This is a genomic window from Veillonella nakazawae, assembly GCF_013393365.1.
GTDB lineage: Bacteria > Bacillota > Negativicutes > Veillonellales > Veillonellaceae > Veillonella > Veillonella nakazawae.
Window position 1 is genome coordinate 16,374 of the sequence record NZ_AP022321.1, and the last position, 17,864, is coordinate 34,237.

The 17,864-nt window shown below is 36.7% G+C and carries 15 protein-coding genes; 14 read left to right on the top strand and 1 reads right to left on the bottom strand.

Translation table 11 applies throughout. The annotated features are described in order from the left end of the window. Positions 1 to 195 precede the first annotated feature (195 nt). Positions 196 to 1,560 carry a hemolysin family protein gene (locus VEIT17_RS00075; protein WP_119209019.1) on the bottom strand — a complete coding sequence of 455 codons (1,365 nt, stop codon included), beginning with the start codon at positions 1,558 to 1,560 and terminating at the stop codon, positions 196 to 198. Between the two features lie 287 nt (positions 1,561 to 1,847). Between VEIT17_RS00075 and VEIT17_RS00080 the strand changes: the two genes are divergently transcribed. The 14 genes from VEIT17_RS00080 to VEIT17_RS00145 all read left to right on the top strand — a co-directional run bounded on the left by VEIT17_RS00080 (position 1,848) and on the right by VEIT17_RS00145 (position 17,851). Then, on the top strand, positions 1,848 to 2,447 hold the full coding sequence (locus tag VEIT17_RS00080; RefSeq protein ID WP_178884025.1) for a class I SAM-dependent methyltransferase: 600 nt from the start codon (positions 1,848 to 1,850) through the stop codon (positions 2,445 to 2,447). A gap of 151 nt (positions 2,448 to 2,598) precedes the next feature. Further along, on the top strand, positions 2,599 to 3,789 hold the full coding sequence (locus tag VEIT17_RS00085; RefSeq protein WP_178884027.1) for a transcriptional regulator: 1,191 nt from the start codon (positions 2,599 to 2,601) through the stop codon (positions 3,787 to 3,789). Between the two features lie 210 nt (positions 3,790 to 3,999). Next, positions 4,000 to 5,979, top strand: coding sequence for an LTA synthase family protein (locus VEIT17_RS00090; protein WP_178884029.1), 1,980 nt, complete (start codon positions 4,000 to 4,002; stop codon positions 5,977 to 5,979). A gap of 36 nt (positions 5,980 to 6,015) precedes the next feature. Further along, positions 6,016 to 6,798 carry a glycosyltransferase family 25 protein gene (locus tag VEIT17_RS00095; RefSeq protein WP_178884032.1) on the top strand — a complete coding sequence of 261 codons (783 nt, stop codon included), beginning with the start codon at positions 6,016 to 6,018 and terminating at the stop codon, positions 6,796 to 6,798. Between the two features lie 66 nt (positions 6,799 to 6,864). Beyond that, a complete protein-coding gene (locus VEIT17_RS00100; RefSeq protein ID WP_178885967.1) occupies positions 6,865 to 7,620 on the top strand; it encodes a glycosyltransferase family 2 protein in 756 nt (251 codons plus the stop codon). Between the two features lie 53 nt (positions 7,621 to 7,673). Further along, positions 7,674 to 8,759 (top strand): glycosyltransferase family 4 protein, encoded by a 1,086-nt coding sequence (locus VEIT17_RS00105; RefSeq protein WP_119209013.1) that lies wholly within the window; start codon positions 7,674 to 7,676, stop codon positions 8,757 to 8,759. Between the two features lie 40 nt (positions 8,760 to 8,799). Then, a complete protein-coding gene (locus VEIT17_RS00110) occupies positions 8,800 to 9,744 on the top strand; it encodes a VirK/YbjX family protein (protein WP_178884034.1) in 945 nt (314 codons plus the stop codon). Positions 9,745 to 9,893: 149 nt separating this feature from the next. After that, complete coding sequence (locus tag VEIT17_RS00115) at positions 9,894 to 11,024, top strand: O-antigen ligase family protein (RefSeq protein WP_242013265.1); 1,131 nt, start codon at positions 9,894 to 9,896, stop codon at positions 11,022 to 11,024. Between the two features lie 231 nt (positions 11,025 to 11,255). Then, positions 11,256 to 12,692: an undecaprenyl-phosphate galactose phosphotransferase WbaP gene (wbaP, locus tag VEIT17_RS00120; RefSeq protein ID WP_178884040.1), complete on the top strand. Its 1,437-nt coding sequence runs from the start codon at positions 11,256 to 11,258 to the stop codon at positions 12,690 to 12,692. A 32-nt stretch (positions 12,693 to 12,724) separates the two neighbouring features. Further along, positions 12,725 to 13,672 carry an acyltransferase family protein gene (locus VEIT17_RS00125; protein ID WP_242013266.1) on the top strand — a complete coding sequence of 316 codons (948 nt, stop codon included), beginning with the start codon at positions 12,725 to 12,727 and terminating at the stop codon, positions 13,670 to 13,672. A 10-nt stretch (positions 13,673 to 13,682) separates the two neighbouring features. Further along, a complete protein-coding gene (gene glf / locus VEIT17_RS00130; protein ID WP_178884045.1) occupies positions 13,683 to 14,786 on the top strand; it encodes a UDP-galactopyranose mutase in 1,104 nt (367 codons plus the stop codon). A gap of 61 nt (positions 14,787 to 14,847) precedes the next feature. Further along, positions 14,848 to 15,618, top strand: coding sequence for a DUF4422 domain-containing protein (locus VEIT17_RS00135; protein ID WP_178884046.1), 771 nt, complete (start codon positions 14,848 to 14,850; stop codon positions 15,616 to 15,618). An 8-nt stretch (positions 15,619 to 15,626) separates the two neighbouring features. Next, a complete protein-coding gene (locus tag VEIT17_RS00140) occupies positions 15,627 to 16,691 on the top strand; it encodes a glycosyltransferase family 2 protein (RefSeq protein WP_178884048.1) in 1,065 nt (354 codons plus the stop codon). A 14-nt stretch (positions 16,692 to 16,705) separates the two neighbouring features. Continuing rightward, positions 16,706 to 17,851 carry a glycosyltransferase gene (locus VEIT17_RS00145; RefSeq protein ID WP_178884049.1) on the top strand — a complete coding sequence of 382 codons (1,146 nt, stop codon included), beginning with the start codon at positions 16,706 to 16,708 and terminating at the stop codon, positions 17,849 to 17,851. Positions 17,852 to 17,864: the final 13 nt, after the last annotated feature.

Genomic DNA, 17,864 nt, shown 5'->3' on the forward strand with positions numbered 1-17,864 from the left:
TCTAATTTAGCTATTAGATATATAGTAGATAATAGTTCTATTAAATCTATTAGATTTTATTATATATTTTATACAATTTAATAATACTATATTTATATGTAAACGGCTAGGGGGTATACAAAAAAGTGAGTCCTCCATAGGAGAACTCACTCTTTATATATCTACAATGCTCATAAATCTACAAGCTAGTAGGTATTATTCTTTTTCTTCTGTTTCTTGTACTACGATAGGTTCTTCATAGGTTACAAGAATTTTGTCGATACGGGTGTTATCCATATCTACTACTTCAAAGGTATAGCCATTCCATTTTGCTTTGTCTAATTCTTTTGGAATGCGGCCAAAGAGAACGTTTAATAGACCGCCCATTGTTTTGTACAAGTCTTTTTCTTCGCCTGGTAATTCTTCATCGATGTGGAAGAATTCTTTAAATTCGTCTACGTCGAGAAGGCCATCTACAAGCCAGGAGCCGTCTTCACGTTCGACAATTTTATTCTCTTCTTCCATGATTTCTTCTTCACCGGAAGGCATGAGACCTACGATTTCTTCCATGATATCATGTAAGGTTACAAGACCACTGAAACCACCGTACTCGTCGAGAACGATTGTTTCGTGAACGCCTTCTGTACGGAGTACATTCAACAATTTCATGAGAGTAATGGATTCTGGAATGAGTAATGGTTCTTTCAAACAAGATTCAATAATATCATGAATAGAGCGTTCGCTAGGACGTTGCATGATCTGTACCAATACGTCAGATACAGTTACGAGACCCTTTAGTTCGTCCAAGGAATCGGTACCTACAGGAATGCGGTAATGGTTAGCATTTTTGAGGACTTCCATAATTTCATCTTCTGTGCTATTAAGATCAATCCATTTGAGCTGTGTACGAGGTGTCATGATGTCGCCAGCATTCATATCTGCTAGGTGGAAGATATTTTCTACGAGGATAGGTTCCTCTTCTTCGTAAGCACCCATAGCAACGCCTTCGGTGAGCATCTTGTTGATTTCAGACTCTGTAACAGGAGCCTCTTCTTTCACAGTCACGCCTAGTAATTTTAAGAGGAATTCTGTGGAAACGCCGAGGAAGCTAACGATAGGTTTTAATGCTACAGATAACCAATAAATCGGTTTTGCTACTACTACGGCGATGCTTTCAGGACTATTTAAGGCTAAACGTTTTGGTACGAGCTCGCCAATAACGAGGGATAAATAGGTGATAATAGCAACGATGAGTAAGGAGCTAATGGATGCTGCATAGGGCTCAATACTTGGAATATTAGCTACTAAAAACTCTTCTAATGGACCAGAGAAGGTTGCACCAGAATACAAACCAGTTAAAATACCAACGAGGGTAATACCAATTTGAATAGTAGAAAACATATTATTTGGATTCTCTGCTAATTCAAAGGCTTTTTTTGCACGCTCGTTGCCTGCTTCGGCCATTTCTTCGAGTTTACGTTTTTTTGCATTGACGATGGCTAACTCTGTCATAGAGAACAAGCCGTTGGCGATGATTAATACGACGATAATTATAAAATCTAAGGTCAGATCACTGTCCATGTAAGTAGACACTCCTTTTTTATGACATATCATTCTGCACATGAGAATATTAAAATATTACTCTTTAGTATACCATATAACTAGCACAGAAAAAGCAGGGCGGCAACCCTGCTTTTTCATTTTTGCGTGCAACATATTGAACGCATTAACTTCCTTTGTCATATATTATGATACATGATTACCTTTAATTTGTAAATATTGCTCTAATAAGGGTATAGTATATATAAATATCAATTTAGTATTAAAAATAGGTCATACAATTGGGAACTCATGATGGTATTAGATATATGACAAGTGAACAGGAATGGGAACAGGTTTTACAAATAAAAACAGCAGGCCGCGATGATAGTCGGTCAGATACGGAGCATCATCCGTATGAGCCGACCGATTATTGTGTCCTTGAGCGGTTGGCGAACAGCGGTCATATTCGCAAGAAACATACCCTTATCGACTATGGCAGTGGCAAGGGCCGTGTTAGCATTTTTATGGCTTACCAAACGGGCTGTCACTCCATCGGTATCGAATATGATGAACGATTGTATGAAAAGGCTCTTATCAATGATGAAAGCCCAGCAGCGCGCAATCGGGTAAGTTTTGTGCACGGTGATGCGGCGCTCTATGAATTACCAGCTCAAGCAGATCGATGCTTTTTCTTTAATCCCTTTGCACTCCATACGATTAAGCGCGTTCTAGGAAATATCTTTGATTCCCTATATCATCATCCGCGTGAAATCAAATTATTTTTCTACTACGTCAACGAAGAGGTAGAAAACTTCTTAAATAACCATGTGCGACTCGAACAAGAAGAACCTATCGATTGCAGCGATCTATTTGAAGAAAGCGATGAAAAGGAACGAATTTTAGTGTATTCAGTTAATTTATTTTAGTGCATTGATTATTAAGGAAAAAGCAGATAAATTCTGATATAATAATATATTAGAGATTATAAAATCAAATTATTTTTTATGGTTCTATACATTGATTCGTATGCGCTAATGTAGTGGATAGGGCTGAGTGTATTGAAGACTGGAGGTACCCGTGGAAATCATCGATACAGCATTGATTGAACGTATTCGCAAGGCCTTAATTAAACGATATGATCGAGATCAACAAATCCAACAAATGATTGAAGAAATTGGTGCCGAAGAGGGACTCAATGAAACTGAATTGGCTATCGTTTACCAAGCTTATTTAGAGGTTAAGGAACGCATATACTATACATCCTCTCTCGTTGATTTGTGGAATCAAATTGAAGAGGTTCAAAAACGGATGTCCATGTTGCATACCTATGATTCTCTTGAAGAGGATTTGTTTGGCAATGTGTTAGGCGACGATAAAGAGGATATCATCATTGCTGATAAATCTTATATTGGCAAGGGTGCTAGTCATAATAATGATGTATACGCTATGGAACAGGTCCAATTATCGGATATTCCTGTGCAGCATGATTCTACAGTGGGCATGAACCATATTAAATTGAACGAATTGCATTCTATGGGCGGTCTTTTTACAGGATCTGGTGAAAGCTCCCAACATGAGATATCGGACCTTGATGAAGACATTGTAGAGCATATGGATGTAAATCCACTAGATGGCGTTGAAAGTTTAGAAGTCCATCATTTAGATGAAGAAAATCCATTCGATGAAGAAAATTCTGTGTTGCTTTCAGAAACAAAAGATACAGAAACATTCCATAACAATAATGATACATCTAGTAAAAAAGATGATATAAATGAAAATGATAAGTCCTCTATTGATCCCTATACAGCGGTAAATGCTTTGTTATTCGGTAAGTCTGGTCTAGACTCTGATAAAGCCAATAAGAAGCTGGAAAAGCTTCTTAAAAAGCAATTAAAACGCGTAGATGATGAATGGGCGCGTATTAATGGGACTGACGATATGTCTAAAAAATCTAAGGATTTAAAAAAATTAAAAGACGATAAGAAATCTAAGGGTGACAAGAAATCCAAAGAGGATAAAAAGTCCAAAGATGGTAAAAAGTCTAAAGAGGATAAAAAGGACAAAAAACATAAAAAGTCTAAGGAAGACAAACATTCTAAATCCGAAGATAAGTTAAAGAAAAAGAAAGACAAGGCTGAAAAGAAGCTTAAAGTCTTAAATGACAAGTTAAAAACAGTCTTTTTAGGCGATACTTTCAAGAAAAAAGATAAGAAAAAAGACAAGAAAAAGGATAAAAAATCCAAAAAGGATGGATCCGAAAAAAAGTAGAAACGATAGTTTCCGTATGGAATAGTAAGGTTTCTAAGAAGGCTCAGGAGAGTACTAGTGCTAAGAAATCAGCAGGTGCTGGGACTATCGACCGCGGATGCGGTAAATGCAAACGATGTAAGGGACCTAAATGTAAGAAATATCCAACATAATTACAGTTAGGTAGTATAGAGTAGTAGTTAAGTTATATGAACGAACAGTTAGGGGTTAATGATGAACCGATGGCAACGATTATTTGAAGGCATACGAACAGAGATTAAGGTATTTATCTTTTTCTCTGCCTTGTTGACTGCATTTAGAATCGTGTTTCTTGCAGTATTCCAATCACAGCTAGCATCTGTGACGATGGAGAATATCCTTACGTCCTTATGGCTAGGCTTTAGATTGAGCCTCAAGACCGTCGGTTCTTTGTGTTTATTGGGATTTTTAGGGGGCACATTGGTGCATACTTTTGTACCAAAATGGCCATCCTTGCGCATTAAACAGGTTATCTATTCTATTGCAACGGTACTATTAACCTTCTTATTCTTGGGGCGCATTCCGTTCTACAAGATCTTTAACTCCTCTTATAATGCAATGCTCATTAATGGTAAGAACGATGATATCGGTGCCATTATCAATACAGCCATCAATGAATATAATGCATTGATGTACATCGTAGGCGCTGTTGTGTTGAGTGCAGCCCTTTGCTGGTTCCTCGTTCGTTTCTTGGCGTGGGGTACAAAGAAATATAGCGATTACGCTAATACTCAACTAGTTTGTACTACGTGGTACCCTAAGACGAAGAAAACGCAATGGATCACAGGCATTGGATTGACTGTGGTTATTGGCGTATTAGGACTATTCTTTAGATTTGGTGGTGCCTTTAACTATACAAATTCCATCAACTGGGAAAGTGCGGCACGCCTCAGTTCTAATCTATTAAATGAAACCATCCTTGATGATGTGCAGGCTCTCTATCGCGTTAAAAGCATTGCAAAGCGTGCAGATGAGCTTGAGGTCATCAATTTAACACCTCAAGAATTGAGTGAAAAAATTAGTGCCATCGGTGGTAAGTTTAACGGTAAGGATTTTGATGGTTCTTTCACAAGAACGATTACAACTCAACGTTTAGCAGAGCAACCGCAATCTATTAATATCGTTCTCGGTGAATCCTATGGTTTATGGCCATTCCTTGCTGAATACAATGAACCTGGTGCCTATCTCGTTGAACAAGGCCGTAAATATGCTGCCAGCCCTCAAGCGATGAGCACACAGCTAGCACTTGCCCAAGGTACAGGTACGATGCCTGCTATCAACGGTTTATTGACTGGCATGCCTGATACAGGTCTATATCCTAACTATGAAGGTGAAAGCTTCAAACAACCGTACGGCTTAGGCATTGGTTCTGTTATGAAAAAACTAGGCTACAAAACAGTATTCTGGTACGGTGGTTTTAGTACATGGCAAAATGTTAAGAACTTTGCCTTGTCTCAAGGCTTTGACGAATTCCATGATGCGTCTGAAATGCCAAGCGATGAAAGCAATGCGTGGGGCGTAGCGGATAAGGATATGTTTAAAGCCATCTCCACGTACATGGATCAACATAGAGGGGAAAAAATCCTCAATGTAATTATGACTACATCTAATCATCCTCCATATAGCGTTAACGTCGCTAAAGAGGGCTATGATGTGAACAAGGTAAAAGGCCATTTGCCTGATACAATCGCCGAAACAGATAAGCAATTGAATGAAATGGGTCATATTTGGTATGCAGACCATGTGATGGGCGAGTTCATCGCTAGCGAAGAAAAAGCAGATCCATCGGCGCTCTTTGTTATCACTGGGGACCATAGCGAACGCTTTACCTTTGCTCGTGAAGTAAGTCCTAATGTGGCATCTACCATTCCGATTATCTTCTATGGACGAGGTATTCATAAAGATTGGCTCGCTCCTAATGCATTTGGCATGAGCATTCAAATCATTCCAACCTTGGCAGAACTTGTAGGTCGCCCGGGTCAAACTTATGAAGCCATGGTACCAAGCTTGTTTACACAAGAGGAATTTGTCTTTAACCATAGACTCTATCTAGATAACAATGGAAAACTTATGGAACAAGGTACAAACATGCCTCAAGCCTATGGTGAAGTGATTAAAAACATGCGTGAACTTGCAGCATGGCGTATCAAACATGGGGATAGTATTCAATAAGGGAAAATATATTAATTTAGTAAATTTAAATTAGATATGGGTTCAGTATTGGGGAGAAATATGAACATAGTTGTTATATCAGATAAAAATAATGAAGTACGTAGACAAAATATTATTAAAGAATTTAGTAATAATGATTTAGATTTTAAATTCTTTGATGCTATTATGGCTAATAAGATGTCTAAGGAAGAATTAGCTACAAAATCTATAAAGGATACTTTTTTATCTCCTAGTGAAATTGGATGTGCTTTGAGTCATTGTGGTGTATACGATGAATTTCTTAAGTCTGATGAAAAAAGTATTATGATATGTGAAGATGATATTTATTTTACTGAGTATTTTAATTATGATTCATTACTAAAAATAAAAGAATTTTTAGAAGAAACAGATGAACCTCGTTTAGTGGTCTTACAGAAAAGTATATATCATCATAAATGCATACGAAGTTTGAGAAATAATGTAAATTTATATTCAACACGTAATGCATTCTGTACTCATGGATATATGATTAATAGAGCAGCAGCTAGAAATATTAAAATGTTTCAGACCCCTATAAGATTTGAAATTGATGCATTTAAATTTTATTATTGGTTAAATGCATGTAAGTTATATTGTTTAGATAAAGATTTTATAGTACAACTTGCTGAGGACATAATTCCATCTACCGTAGAAAAAAATTGGAAAGATAATCGTAAAGCAAAAAAAGATGCTGCTTATAAAGAGCTATATAATCAGCTATCTTTAAAAGGTAAATTTATTAGCCAATTCAGAAGATTAAATAAAGCCATTAATAAACCATTTGAATCTTTAGATTATTAATAGTATAAGCGTAAAGTATATATTTTACGTATATAAATAATATTTTAAAAAGAGAAAGGTAAAATGATGTCATCTTTATCTGTAATCATTTTAGCCAGAAATGAAGAAGAACATATTACAGATTGTATTAAGAGTATTCAATTTGCTGATGAAATCTTAGTTATCGATGATGGTAGTACAGATCAAACCGTATCACTCGCTATTGGGCTGGGTGCAAAGGTCATACCACATCCTTTAAATGGAGATTGGTCACAACAACGACGCTTTGGTATTTCACAAGCTCAGAGTGAATGGATTCTATTTGTCGATTCTGACGAACGTGTATCACCAGAGTTAGCAAAGTCTATTCAACGAGCTATTCAAGGAGAACTGAAGGCTTATTGGCTACGTCGATATAACTTGTTCCATCATAATCAGGCAACTCATGGTGTGGTGAGACCTGATAAGGTGCTACGATTGATGCCTCGAGAGGGTGCAACTGTAGAAGGTGCTGTTCATGAAGCCTTTATCAGCCCGTACCCACAAGATACATTAGAAGGAAAGTTGTATCACTATACGTATGATAATTGGCATCAATTCTTTGAGAAGTTCAATAAGTATACGACGGCAGCAGCTAACAAATACAAGGCACAAGGGAAGTCTTGTAGTTTTTTAGGGGATATTATATTGCGTCCTACATGGGCATTCTTTAAGATATATATTTTGCAAGGCGGCATATTAGATGGGAAAATAGGTTTTCTATTATCTATTTACCATATGATGTACACTATGACGAAATATGTAAAATTATATTATTTAAACAAATCGAATGGGCAATTATAAAATTTTATATAGTATAAATTGCTAATAATTATTTTGATTAATAGGAGGAACCTATGTCTATAATCAATGTTGTAGGCGCCAAAATTTGGGGTGGCGGCGAACAATATGTATATGATATTTGTAAACAATTACAACAGAGACATAGGACTGCCTATATCTTAGTGGACCAATCGAATGAAGATATGCAATCTCGGTATGCCCAAGTGGGCCATGTGATGACTGCCAATCTCTATACCTTAAAGGGTTTTCTATCTGTTAATGCCGTGGCTAAACAGATGAAAGAACAGGGGATTAATACGATTGTATGCCACTCCGGTAAATATATCTTATTCTGTATTGCTCTTAAGCAGTTAACAGGTGCTAAATTGGTATTTATAAAGCATAATCTTGTACCTGGTAAAACAGATATATATCATAGATGGATCAATGCACAAGTAGATGCCTTTGTTTGTGTGTCTAAACTTGTTTATGACGATCTTATGACGCCTGCTATTAAGGATACTAGCAAATACCATGTTGTATATAATGGTATTGATCCGAACCGATTCCAGTCCTTTTCAGATGCTGTTCCCATGAAATATAAGGTTAGAACCTTTGGCTATAGTGCGCGTATAACAGAACGGAAAGGTTTGTATCTGATTTTAAGTGCTCTTGAACAGATTCATCAAAACAATCCCGATGTTCGATTGATTATATCGGGGGCTGGTACAGAGGATCAAATTAAGAAATTAAAAGATTATATACATGCACATCAAATGCATTCTTACGTTGAATTTATAGGCTTTACACGAGATATTGAAGGTTTATATAGATCCATAGATTGCTTACTATTGCCAACGATAACGCGTGAAGCCTTTGGTCTCGTTATTTGTGAGGCTATGTATTGCGGTGTACCAGTCATTACAAGTGGCTCTGGGGCTCAGCGAGAAATCATAGACGATGGTGAATCTGGATTTATTGTAGATCCTTTGAACGAACACAGCTTACAACAAGCTATGGAACATGTGATGAGTGATGCTGTAGACTTGCCAAATATCATCACAAAGGCACGACAAGTTGTGGAACAGCGATTCATTGTTAATCGTGTGGCAGATGAATTAGTTACGATTATAGATAATTTACACTCCACTGATAAGTAATGATAAGGTTTGGTAGTTTTTTAGTGGATAGGAGTTTGAGATGGGATATTTAGAAACACAATGGCAGCGAGGTCGTAAGATTTACGGCAAACGTAGTTGGAGGGAAACGCGACGCACTTTCCTTCATACAATGCGCTCTATCCGCAATAAACGAGAAATAGAGGCTCTAGAGAGCTATTTTGCAAGTTATACACCTGATCCAACATTATTAGACCGTCAAGTTGGTCTATTTGAGTTAATGACGCGATATTTCTTGTTTAAAAGCTCAACACCACAGGAACGATTAGAGGCTATTATTAATCATTTTGATTATTTGAAAGATGTGTTTACAGATGAAGCCATTCGCGAAATGTACTCTGTAGATCCAGATAATATTTATGACGATGTAAGTCGTATGAATCGTGGCTTTATCGTATGGGAATCAGAAGACCTTGATATGGTGGCTCGTTTATATTATGGGCCGGGTCAACGAAAAGAAGGTTTTTTAACCTTGTTGTTAACCTTGGGTAAACAAGGCGTATACCATGCTAACTTCCGCTTTGGTAAAGGTTTTAATGGGGAGCCTGCTATGTGGATTGGCACGATTCAAGGCTATAAAGATGGCCTTGATAATGCTAAAACAGTTACTAAAAAGATGTTTGGGTATCGACCAAAAAACTTTATTATGTTCCTATTACGCCATATTGCGGTTCTTTGTAAGGTCGAATCTATTTATGCCGTATCTGATGAAGGCTTCTATGCAAATACTCATTTAGTTCGCGGTCATCGCGCTAAGGTAGCTGAGCTAGATCCATTGTGGGAGGAATCTGGTGGTGTTGTATGTAGTGATGAACGGTTCTTCAACATTCCATTAGAGGAATATCGTAAACCTATAGAAGAAATTAAATCACAAAAACGTAGCCAATACAGAAAACGCTATGAATTACTCGATCAATATGAGCAAGAGATTCAAGAACATCTGAAACCATTGTTACGTGTAAAATAGATATCTATAAAATAGATGTTAATATGATGAAAATTAGATTGTAGCTATGTAGGTGAAAAGGGGTTAGTATGCAATCTTGGATAATTAAGAATTCTGAAATGGTGCTGACCGTACTCATTTCACTGATGATATGTACGACAAGGTCATCTATGGCATTAGGGAATTTACTATATGGCCTCATTATATTGATGACCTTAATAACTTGCTGGTATAGGCGATATGAAATATCTGTACCACAATCGATACGTCAATATGGATGGGCTTATTTAGGCATGTTACTATGTGTATTGCCGTCCGCATTAATTAGCACTGATATAGCGGTGACTACTAAATATTTCTTCAATATTTGGGTTTGGAAGGTATTAGTCATCGTCCCAATTCTGTTATGTATTAAGAGTTCTCGCAAATTATACGCCATATTATCAGTATTTTTTGTGTATATGGGCATCGATGCTGTATCGGCCTTTGCACAATATGTACTGGGCTATAATTTAGGTCCAGGAGGTCGTGCAGGTGGTGTTATTCATGGCTCTATGATGGGGCTCGCCATGTTGTTAACATTGGCCTTTCCATTGGCTTTAATTGCTGCTTATGATAAAGCATTTCCTTCATATCTGAGAAAATCAGCTGTATTCTCTTTATTTGGTATGTTATTGGGGATGTGGGGCAATCAAAGCCGTGGTTCTTGGTTATTTAATGGTCTTAACGGTATACTCATAACATTGCGCTATTGCTTTGTTAATATTCGCTATATGTTGGTACTACTTGTAGCTGTTGTAGGTATAGGATATGCATTTAGTAGTCATCAAGACTATGTAGCTCGTTTTGAAAGCACTTTTAATATAAGTACAGATGGTTCAAATTTGGGCCGTATTTATGTATGGGAAGCAGATAAGCATATGATTATGGATCATCCTGTAACAGGTGTTGGTCCTGGATTATGGCAAAAAGCATATCGAGAACACTATAAATTAAAACAAGAAACTCAAGATCTAGGCCATTCTCATAATAATCTATTGCAAATAGCCTCTGAATCTGGTCTATTAGGCCTCGTTGGATTCTTAGGATTTTCATTCTTTATATTCTGTAAATCTTTGATACATTATGTTAAATCAAGAAACCCTTATGATTTATCAATAATGGTAGGCTTTATTAGCTTTTTGTTCTTGTTTGGATCTATAGATTATACGTGGGGAAATTCATCGGGCATTCGCATATTTTGGATTGTTATGGGCATCATGATTCAATTGAAAATAAATGAGAATCACAAGGCTATTTAGAAACTATTTACGCATTATTTAATTGATTTTTATGTCTGATTTAAATAGACTGAGAATCTCCAAAAAACTACATAAAAGATAGCTAAAATCTATGGTTTTTCATAGTTTTAAACTTTTGAATATGATACAATATAAGTAAATATTGGTACATTGTATTCGTATGTTTTAGAGGTTGTTTTCTTGAAAATTGTATTGAGAAAACAACCTTTTTTTATAGTTTGGGGTATTAGTATGAATAGTTATGGATATAATAATCACAACAAGTTGCTTGTTAGTAAATTTATAGTACTTATAGCTGATTATATTTCTATTGTGCTAGGCACATTAGCAGCTTATCATTTGCGGTTAAATTTGCCATTTTTACCGGTGAGTCCACATTTTAAGGTAGATGAAATCTATGTATATGGCATTATACCTCTTGTGTTTCTAGCCATATTACTTCTTAATAATGCATACTCAGTAGTATCTCCTTATTGGGATACGATGAAGAACCTATTCCGCAGTATCACTATTGGCGTCGTTGTATCCATTGTACTCATGTACACAGGTCATGTAATCAACGATGTATCTCGACTCTTTGTTATCTTTGCCTATTTATTTATGCTACTCTTTATCTTTAGTAGTCGTTTTATTGTAGGCAAGATTCTCTCAAAGGCAGGATATTTAAATATACCAGTTTTATTAGTTGGTGCAGGTAAAACAGCAGAGCTCGTAAAGAAATCCTTAGATCGCATGCCGATTGCTACGTACAAGATTATTGGTTATGTAGATGATAATCCTAAATCCTCTACTATTGCTAAAGAATATCCATGTTTAGGTGCTTTTTCTGATGTTGAACATGTTATCAAAGATACAGGTGTACAAACAGTTCTTATTTGTGCACCAGGGCTAGAACCTAAAAAGTTAGTATCATTGGTCAATCAATTGCAATTATTGGTAAAACGCGTAGCCTTTGTGCCTGAGTTATTTGGTTTGCCAGCAAGTAATATTACGGCTCGGGGCATGATGGAAGAGCAAGCCGTTGTATTGCGCGTACAAAATAACTTGGCTCGCAAGTCTAACCGCATTATGAAGCGCATCTTTGATATTGTAGCTACTGTATGTGGGGGCATATTGATTTTGCCAATACTTGCTATAATAGCTTTGTTAATCTATCTAGATTCTCCAGGGCCTATCGTATTTGGTCATAAGCGCGTTGGCCAAGGTGGTAAAGAGTTCCCATGCTATAAATTCCGCTCCATGGTGCCGAATGCACAAGAGGCATTGGAGGTATATTTGAAAGAAAATCCTGCAGCTCGTGAAGAATGGGAACGAGATTTCAAATTGAAAGATGATCCTCGTGTTACTCGTATTGGTAAATTCCTTCGCAAAACAAGCCTTGATGAATTGCCACAATTGTGGAATGTTCTCGTTGGTGATATGAGCCTCGTAGGTCCACGTCCTATCGTGCGCGATGAAATCGTAAAATACGGCGACTATATCAACGACTTTTACCTTGTACCACCAGGAATTACCGGTGTATGGCAAGTTAGCGGTCGTAGCGATACTACCTATGAAGAGCGTGTATTAATGGACTCTTGGTATGTTCATAACTGGTCCGTGTGGATCGATATTGTATATCTTTTGAAAACTGTGTTGGCTGTTGTTAAGTCGAAAGGGGCCTATTAGTCGGTATTATGAGGGATAGTAGTTTTGATATTATGAAGGGGATTGCAATTTTGCTTGTTGTTTTAGGGCATTCTGTTCCAGACCAAGCAAGTGCTAGTGGTATTGCTAGTTATCCTCTATATTTGATACGAACTATAATTTATAGCTTCCATATGCCTGTATTTTTCTTTGTAGCTGGCTATTTTATGCATATACCTTTGAAAGAGGGCTTCCAGAAATTCGTAAAAGATAAAAGTATACGGTTAATGGTTCCTTATTTTACTATTGGTTTATTGTATTTCCCTTTCAAATTAGCTTTATCAAAATTTGCAAATCAGCAAATTAATCCACAAGATATATGGAAAATATTAATAGGTATCAATCCTGATGGAGAACTATGGTTTTTATATTGTTTGTTCTTCATTTCAATCTTGATTGCCTTATTGGTTAAACGTGTAAATTTAGGTTTACTAATTGGATCTTTCCTTATTGGAATGCTATCTGATGTATTAAATATCTTTTCTATAGCTATGATATCGGAGATATTGTACTTCCAATTCTTCTTTATCTTGGGATTATATATAAAGAAATATGCGCTATTGGATTATATGAAGTCCGCAGGAATAGCCCTTATATCTATGGTGATTTTTGGTGTAGGTAATTATGCATTACTACATGATATTAATGTGTTTAAAATACTTACTCTTGTAACAGCAGTTTCGGGCATTACTATTACATACTATATAGCTAACCAAATCTCATCTAGAATCGGATTATATAAAACACTACTAATCTTTTTAGGCACTGTCTCAATGGATGTTTATATCTTTAGTGATATCGTTAAGATTCCATTCAGAATTGTACTTTGGTCTAAATTAGGATTGTATTATGAAGCTTTTATTGTATGCTTCTTAGCATCTACAATTCTATCTATCTTGATAGGTCATATTTTAAGAAAAAATTATTATTCACGATTGCTATGTCTTGGAATGAAAAAATAAGGATATACATATGAAAAAACAATTTGATTATTTAGTAGTTGGGGCTGGTCCATTTGGTGCTGTATTTGCCCATGAGGCGCACAAGCGTGGTAAATCTGTACTTGTTATCGATCGCCGTAATCATATAGCAGGTAATCTGTACTGTGAAAGCAAAGACGATATTAACATTCACGTCTATGGTGCGCATATTTTCCATACATCCTTAAAGCATGTGTGGGATTATGTGAATCAATTTGCTGAGTTCAATCACTATGTAAATAGCCCTGTAGCAAACTATAAAGGTGAAATGTACAATTTGCCTTTTAATATGAATACCTTCTCCAAAATGTGGAATATTCGAACTCCTAAAGAGGCACAGGACATCATTACCAAGCAACGATCTGCTATTACAAGTGAACCTAAGAACCTAGAAGAGCAAGCTATTAGCCTTGTAGGTACAGATATCTACGAAAAGCTCATCAAAGGCTATACGGAAAAACAATGGGGCCGTAAATGTTCAGAATTGCCAGCTTTCATTATTAAACGTTTACCTGTCCGTTATACATACGATAACAATTACTTTAATGACCGTTTCCAAGGCATTCCTATGGGCGGTTATACGAAGATGATTGAACGCATGTTAGAGGGTATTGAAGTCCGCCTAGGTGTAGACTTCCTCAAACATCGCGATGAATATGAAGCCTTGGCAGATACAATCATCTATACAGGTCCTATTGATGAGTATTTTGATTACTCTGAAGGTGTATTGGAATATCGTGGTCTTCACTTTGAAACTGAACGTCTTGAAGAGGAAAACCATCAAGGTGTTGCCGTTGTGAACTATACGGAAGGGGAAATTCCGTATACTCGTATTATTGAGCATAAGCATTTTGAATTTGGCACACAACCTGTTACATATGTAACAAAAGAATATCCAAAAGACTGGAAAATTGGCGAAGAGGCCTATTATCCAGTGAATGATGTAAAGAACTTAGATCTTTACGCAAAATATGTTAAAAAAGCGGAAACGATTTCTAATGTTATCTTTGGTGGTCGTTTAGGGGAATATAAATATTACGATATGGATAAGGTTATTGCTAGTGCCTTGGCATTAGTAGAAAAGGAGTTAGCCTAACCAAGTTTTCATATGGTAAGTAGATAGACTTGAGAGACAACAATCATGTAGGAGAGTACTAGTGAATATTAAGATTTTAATAGCTACACATAAGCAATATTGGATGCCAGAAGACTCCGTATACATGCCAATCCATGTAGGTCGAGAAGGCAAAGCTGATATTGGTTATACCGGCGATCATACAGGAGATAATATCTCCTCAAAAAATGCGAATTATTGCGAATTAACAGGCCTTTATTGGGCTTGGAAAAACCTTGATGCGGACTATATTGGTCTTGTTCATTACAGACGATACTTTACGCGCAAAGAGGTGCGTTCCGTAGAGGACAAAAAGAATCAAATTCTTACAGGTCCAGAATGGAAAAAACTACTTTCAGAGTATCCTGTTGTGGTAGCAGATAAGCGTAAATATTATATTGAATCTAACCGTTCTCACTATAATCATGCTCATCATAGTGACGGCCTTGATGCGGCAGAGCAAATCATCGCTGAAAAATATCCAGAATATAGCGCTGCTTTCACAAAGGTTTGTAATCGCACATGGGCGCACATGTTTAACATGTTTGTCATGCGCCGCGACCTATTTGATCAATACTGCGAGTGGATGTTCTCTATCTTGGAGGAAATTGAACATCGCGTCGATATTTCCAATTACGATACATACGAAGCTCGTATTTATGGTTTTGTAAGCGAAATCTTGCTCGACGTATGGATTGAAGCAAATAACATCGACTATAAAGAACAAAATGTATCCTTTATGGAGCCTCAAAATTGGTTGAAAAAAGGTAGTTCCTTTGTGTTGCGTAAATTTGGTTTACAAAGTAAAGGCTAGGTACCATTGTGAATCCAGTACTATCTATCATTGTTGCAGCATATAATGCGGAAACTACAATTAAACAAGTTATAGACAGTGTATATTCACAAAATGTAGACACATCCCTATATGAGTTGATTATTATAAATGACGGTTCTCAGGATAAAACAGGTGAACTGCTTGATACATTGGCTAGCGCCTATCCTGATATGTGTCTTGTGATTCATCATATTCCAAACGGTGGTGTATGTAATGCTCGCAACTATGGCATGTCCATTGCACGCGGCGAATACGTAACATTTATGGACTCCGATGATTACTATGGTGAAAGTATCCTTTCCTCCTTTTTCGAGAAATATAACCAGCATCCACAGATAGATTTTTGGAAATACGGTGCTGTTGAACATTACATTGAGCATGGTGAAAGCCTTCGTGACAAGGTAAACGACGTGGCGGATTTTCTATCTAGTGATGCTACAGATATTTTACGAATGGCTCTTGAAATGGAATATATTCCTCTCTTTGGTTATGTGTGGAACGGATTTTATAAACGATCTATCATCGAAGAGCATCATATTCAATTCTCATCAGAATATATTATGGAGGACTTTATGTTCTCCTTCGAATACTTAACTCACGCACAGTCCATGGGGACGATTCCTCATGTGTATTATCACTATACGCTCGACCTAGATAAGACTAGTCTTTCTAAGAAATGGGAGCCAAAGTACTACGAAATGTATCGCTTGAAGGTTCAAACCATTCATCAATATATGGTTAATGTAGGTATTGATGATGCGCAGTGCTACCAATTGTTGAGTGTGTTATACGTTAAATATATGTATTCTGCACTAGAACGGATGGGCGCAGTTTCTTCGATGGCTGGTAAATATACATGGTTACAGCAGTTATGGCAAGACGATATATATAAGGCTATGCAACCTCATATGAAGGGTGGTGCCTCTCTCATCGGCGTATTATCTGGATTGCTTAAATATAAATGGAATTTAGGTATTATCGCATGTACAGAGTGCATTTCCTTTGTGCGCCATCGCTTAAAAGGTCTATTTGCAAAGATCAAATCTAATTAGAAAGAAGCACGATTATGATAAACCGAGAATCCCGTAGATTGCGTGTATTACAAGTTGGTATGACACGTAATCTAGGTGGCATAGAAACATATTTGATAGAACAATTTAGACATCTTGATAAAAGTAAAATTGATTATGATTTTGTGAACATCACAGGGGAATACTCTATTTGTTATGAAGATGAAATCTTAGCCTCTGGCAGCAAGATTTTTAAGGTCGTTTCTAGGCATAAAAACCCATTGCTCCACTATTGGCAGTGGTTTAATATATTGTTACAAAATAAAGGCGTTTATGATGTAATTGTCTTGAATACGAATAGTTTGGAATACGTGTTTCCTCTAGTATTGGGAAAAATCTTTGGCATACCTGTTCGTGTTATTCATAGCCATAATTCAGGCTTTGAAAATAAGCAAGGATTGGCTCGTCGTCTCTTGGTGGGAATGAACAAGAAATTATTGGCTTGGAGTGCTAACTTGCGCTTTGCATGCAGTCAATTTGCAGGACAATGGATGTTTAAAGACAATCCATACCATGTTATTTATAATGCCATCGATATTCATAAATACGATGCAGATTTGATAGTTCGGGAAGAAACTCGGAATGCTTTGGGATTACACACAGAATTGACCTTATTACATGTAGGTCGTTTTTCGTATCAAAAGAATCATAGTTTCTTACTCGATATTTTTAAGGAAGTTCATGCGATTCAGCCTGATTCTGTGTTGTTGCTAGTAGGGGATACTACTGAAGAAAGTGAATTCTTAACGGAAGTCAAACGAAAAATCAAAGCATACGGGTTAGAGAATGTCGTTCGTTTGCTAGGCAGACGAGATGATGTTAATAAGATTATGCAGGCTGCAGATGTACTTGTGATGCCGTCCTTTTTTGAAGGCCTTACCGTTGTTGGTATTGAGGCACAAGCATCGGATTTACCACTGCTTTTATCTGATACAGTAACTAAAGAATTGGGACTTTTACCATCTACTCAATTCATTTCATTAGAAGCAGGTCCTACAGCATGGGCTGAGGCAATAGTAAATAGTAAACAACATAATAGACAGAGTCGTTATGAAGAATTAAAAGCAGCTGGCTATGATATTGGGAACGAAACAGAGCGTGTAGAGAAGTTATTAATAGACGCTTATCATGAGCTAGCATAATAGTTGGGAGAAG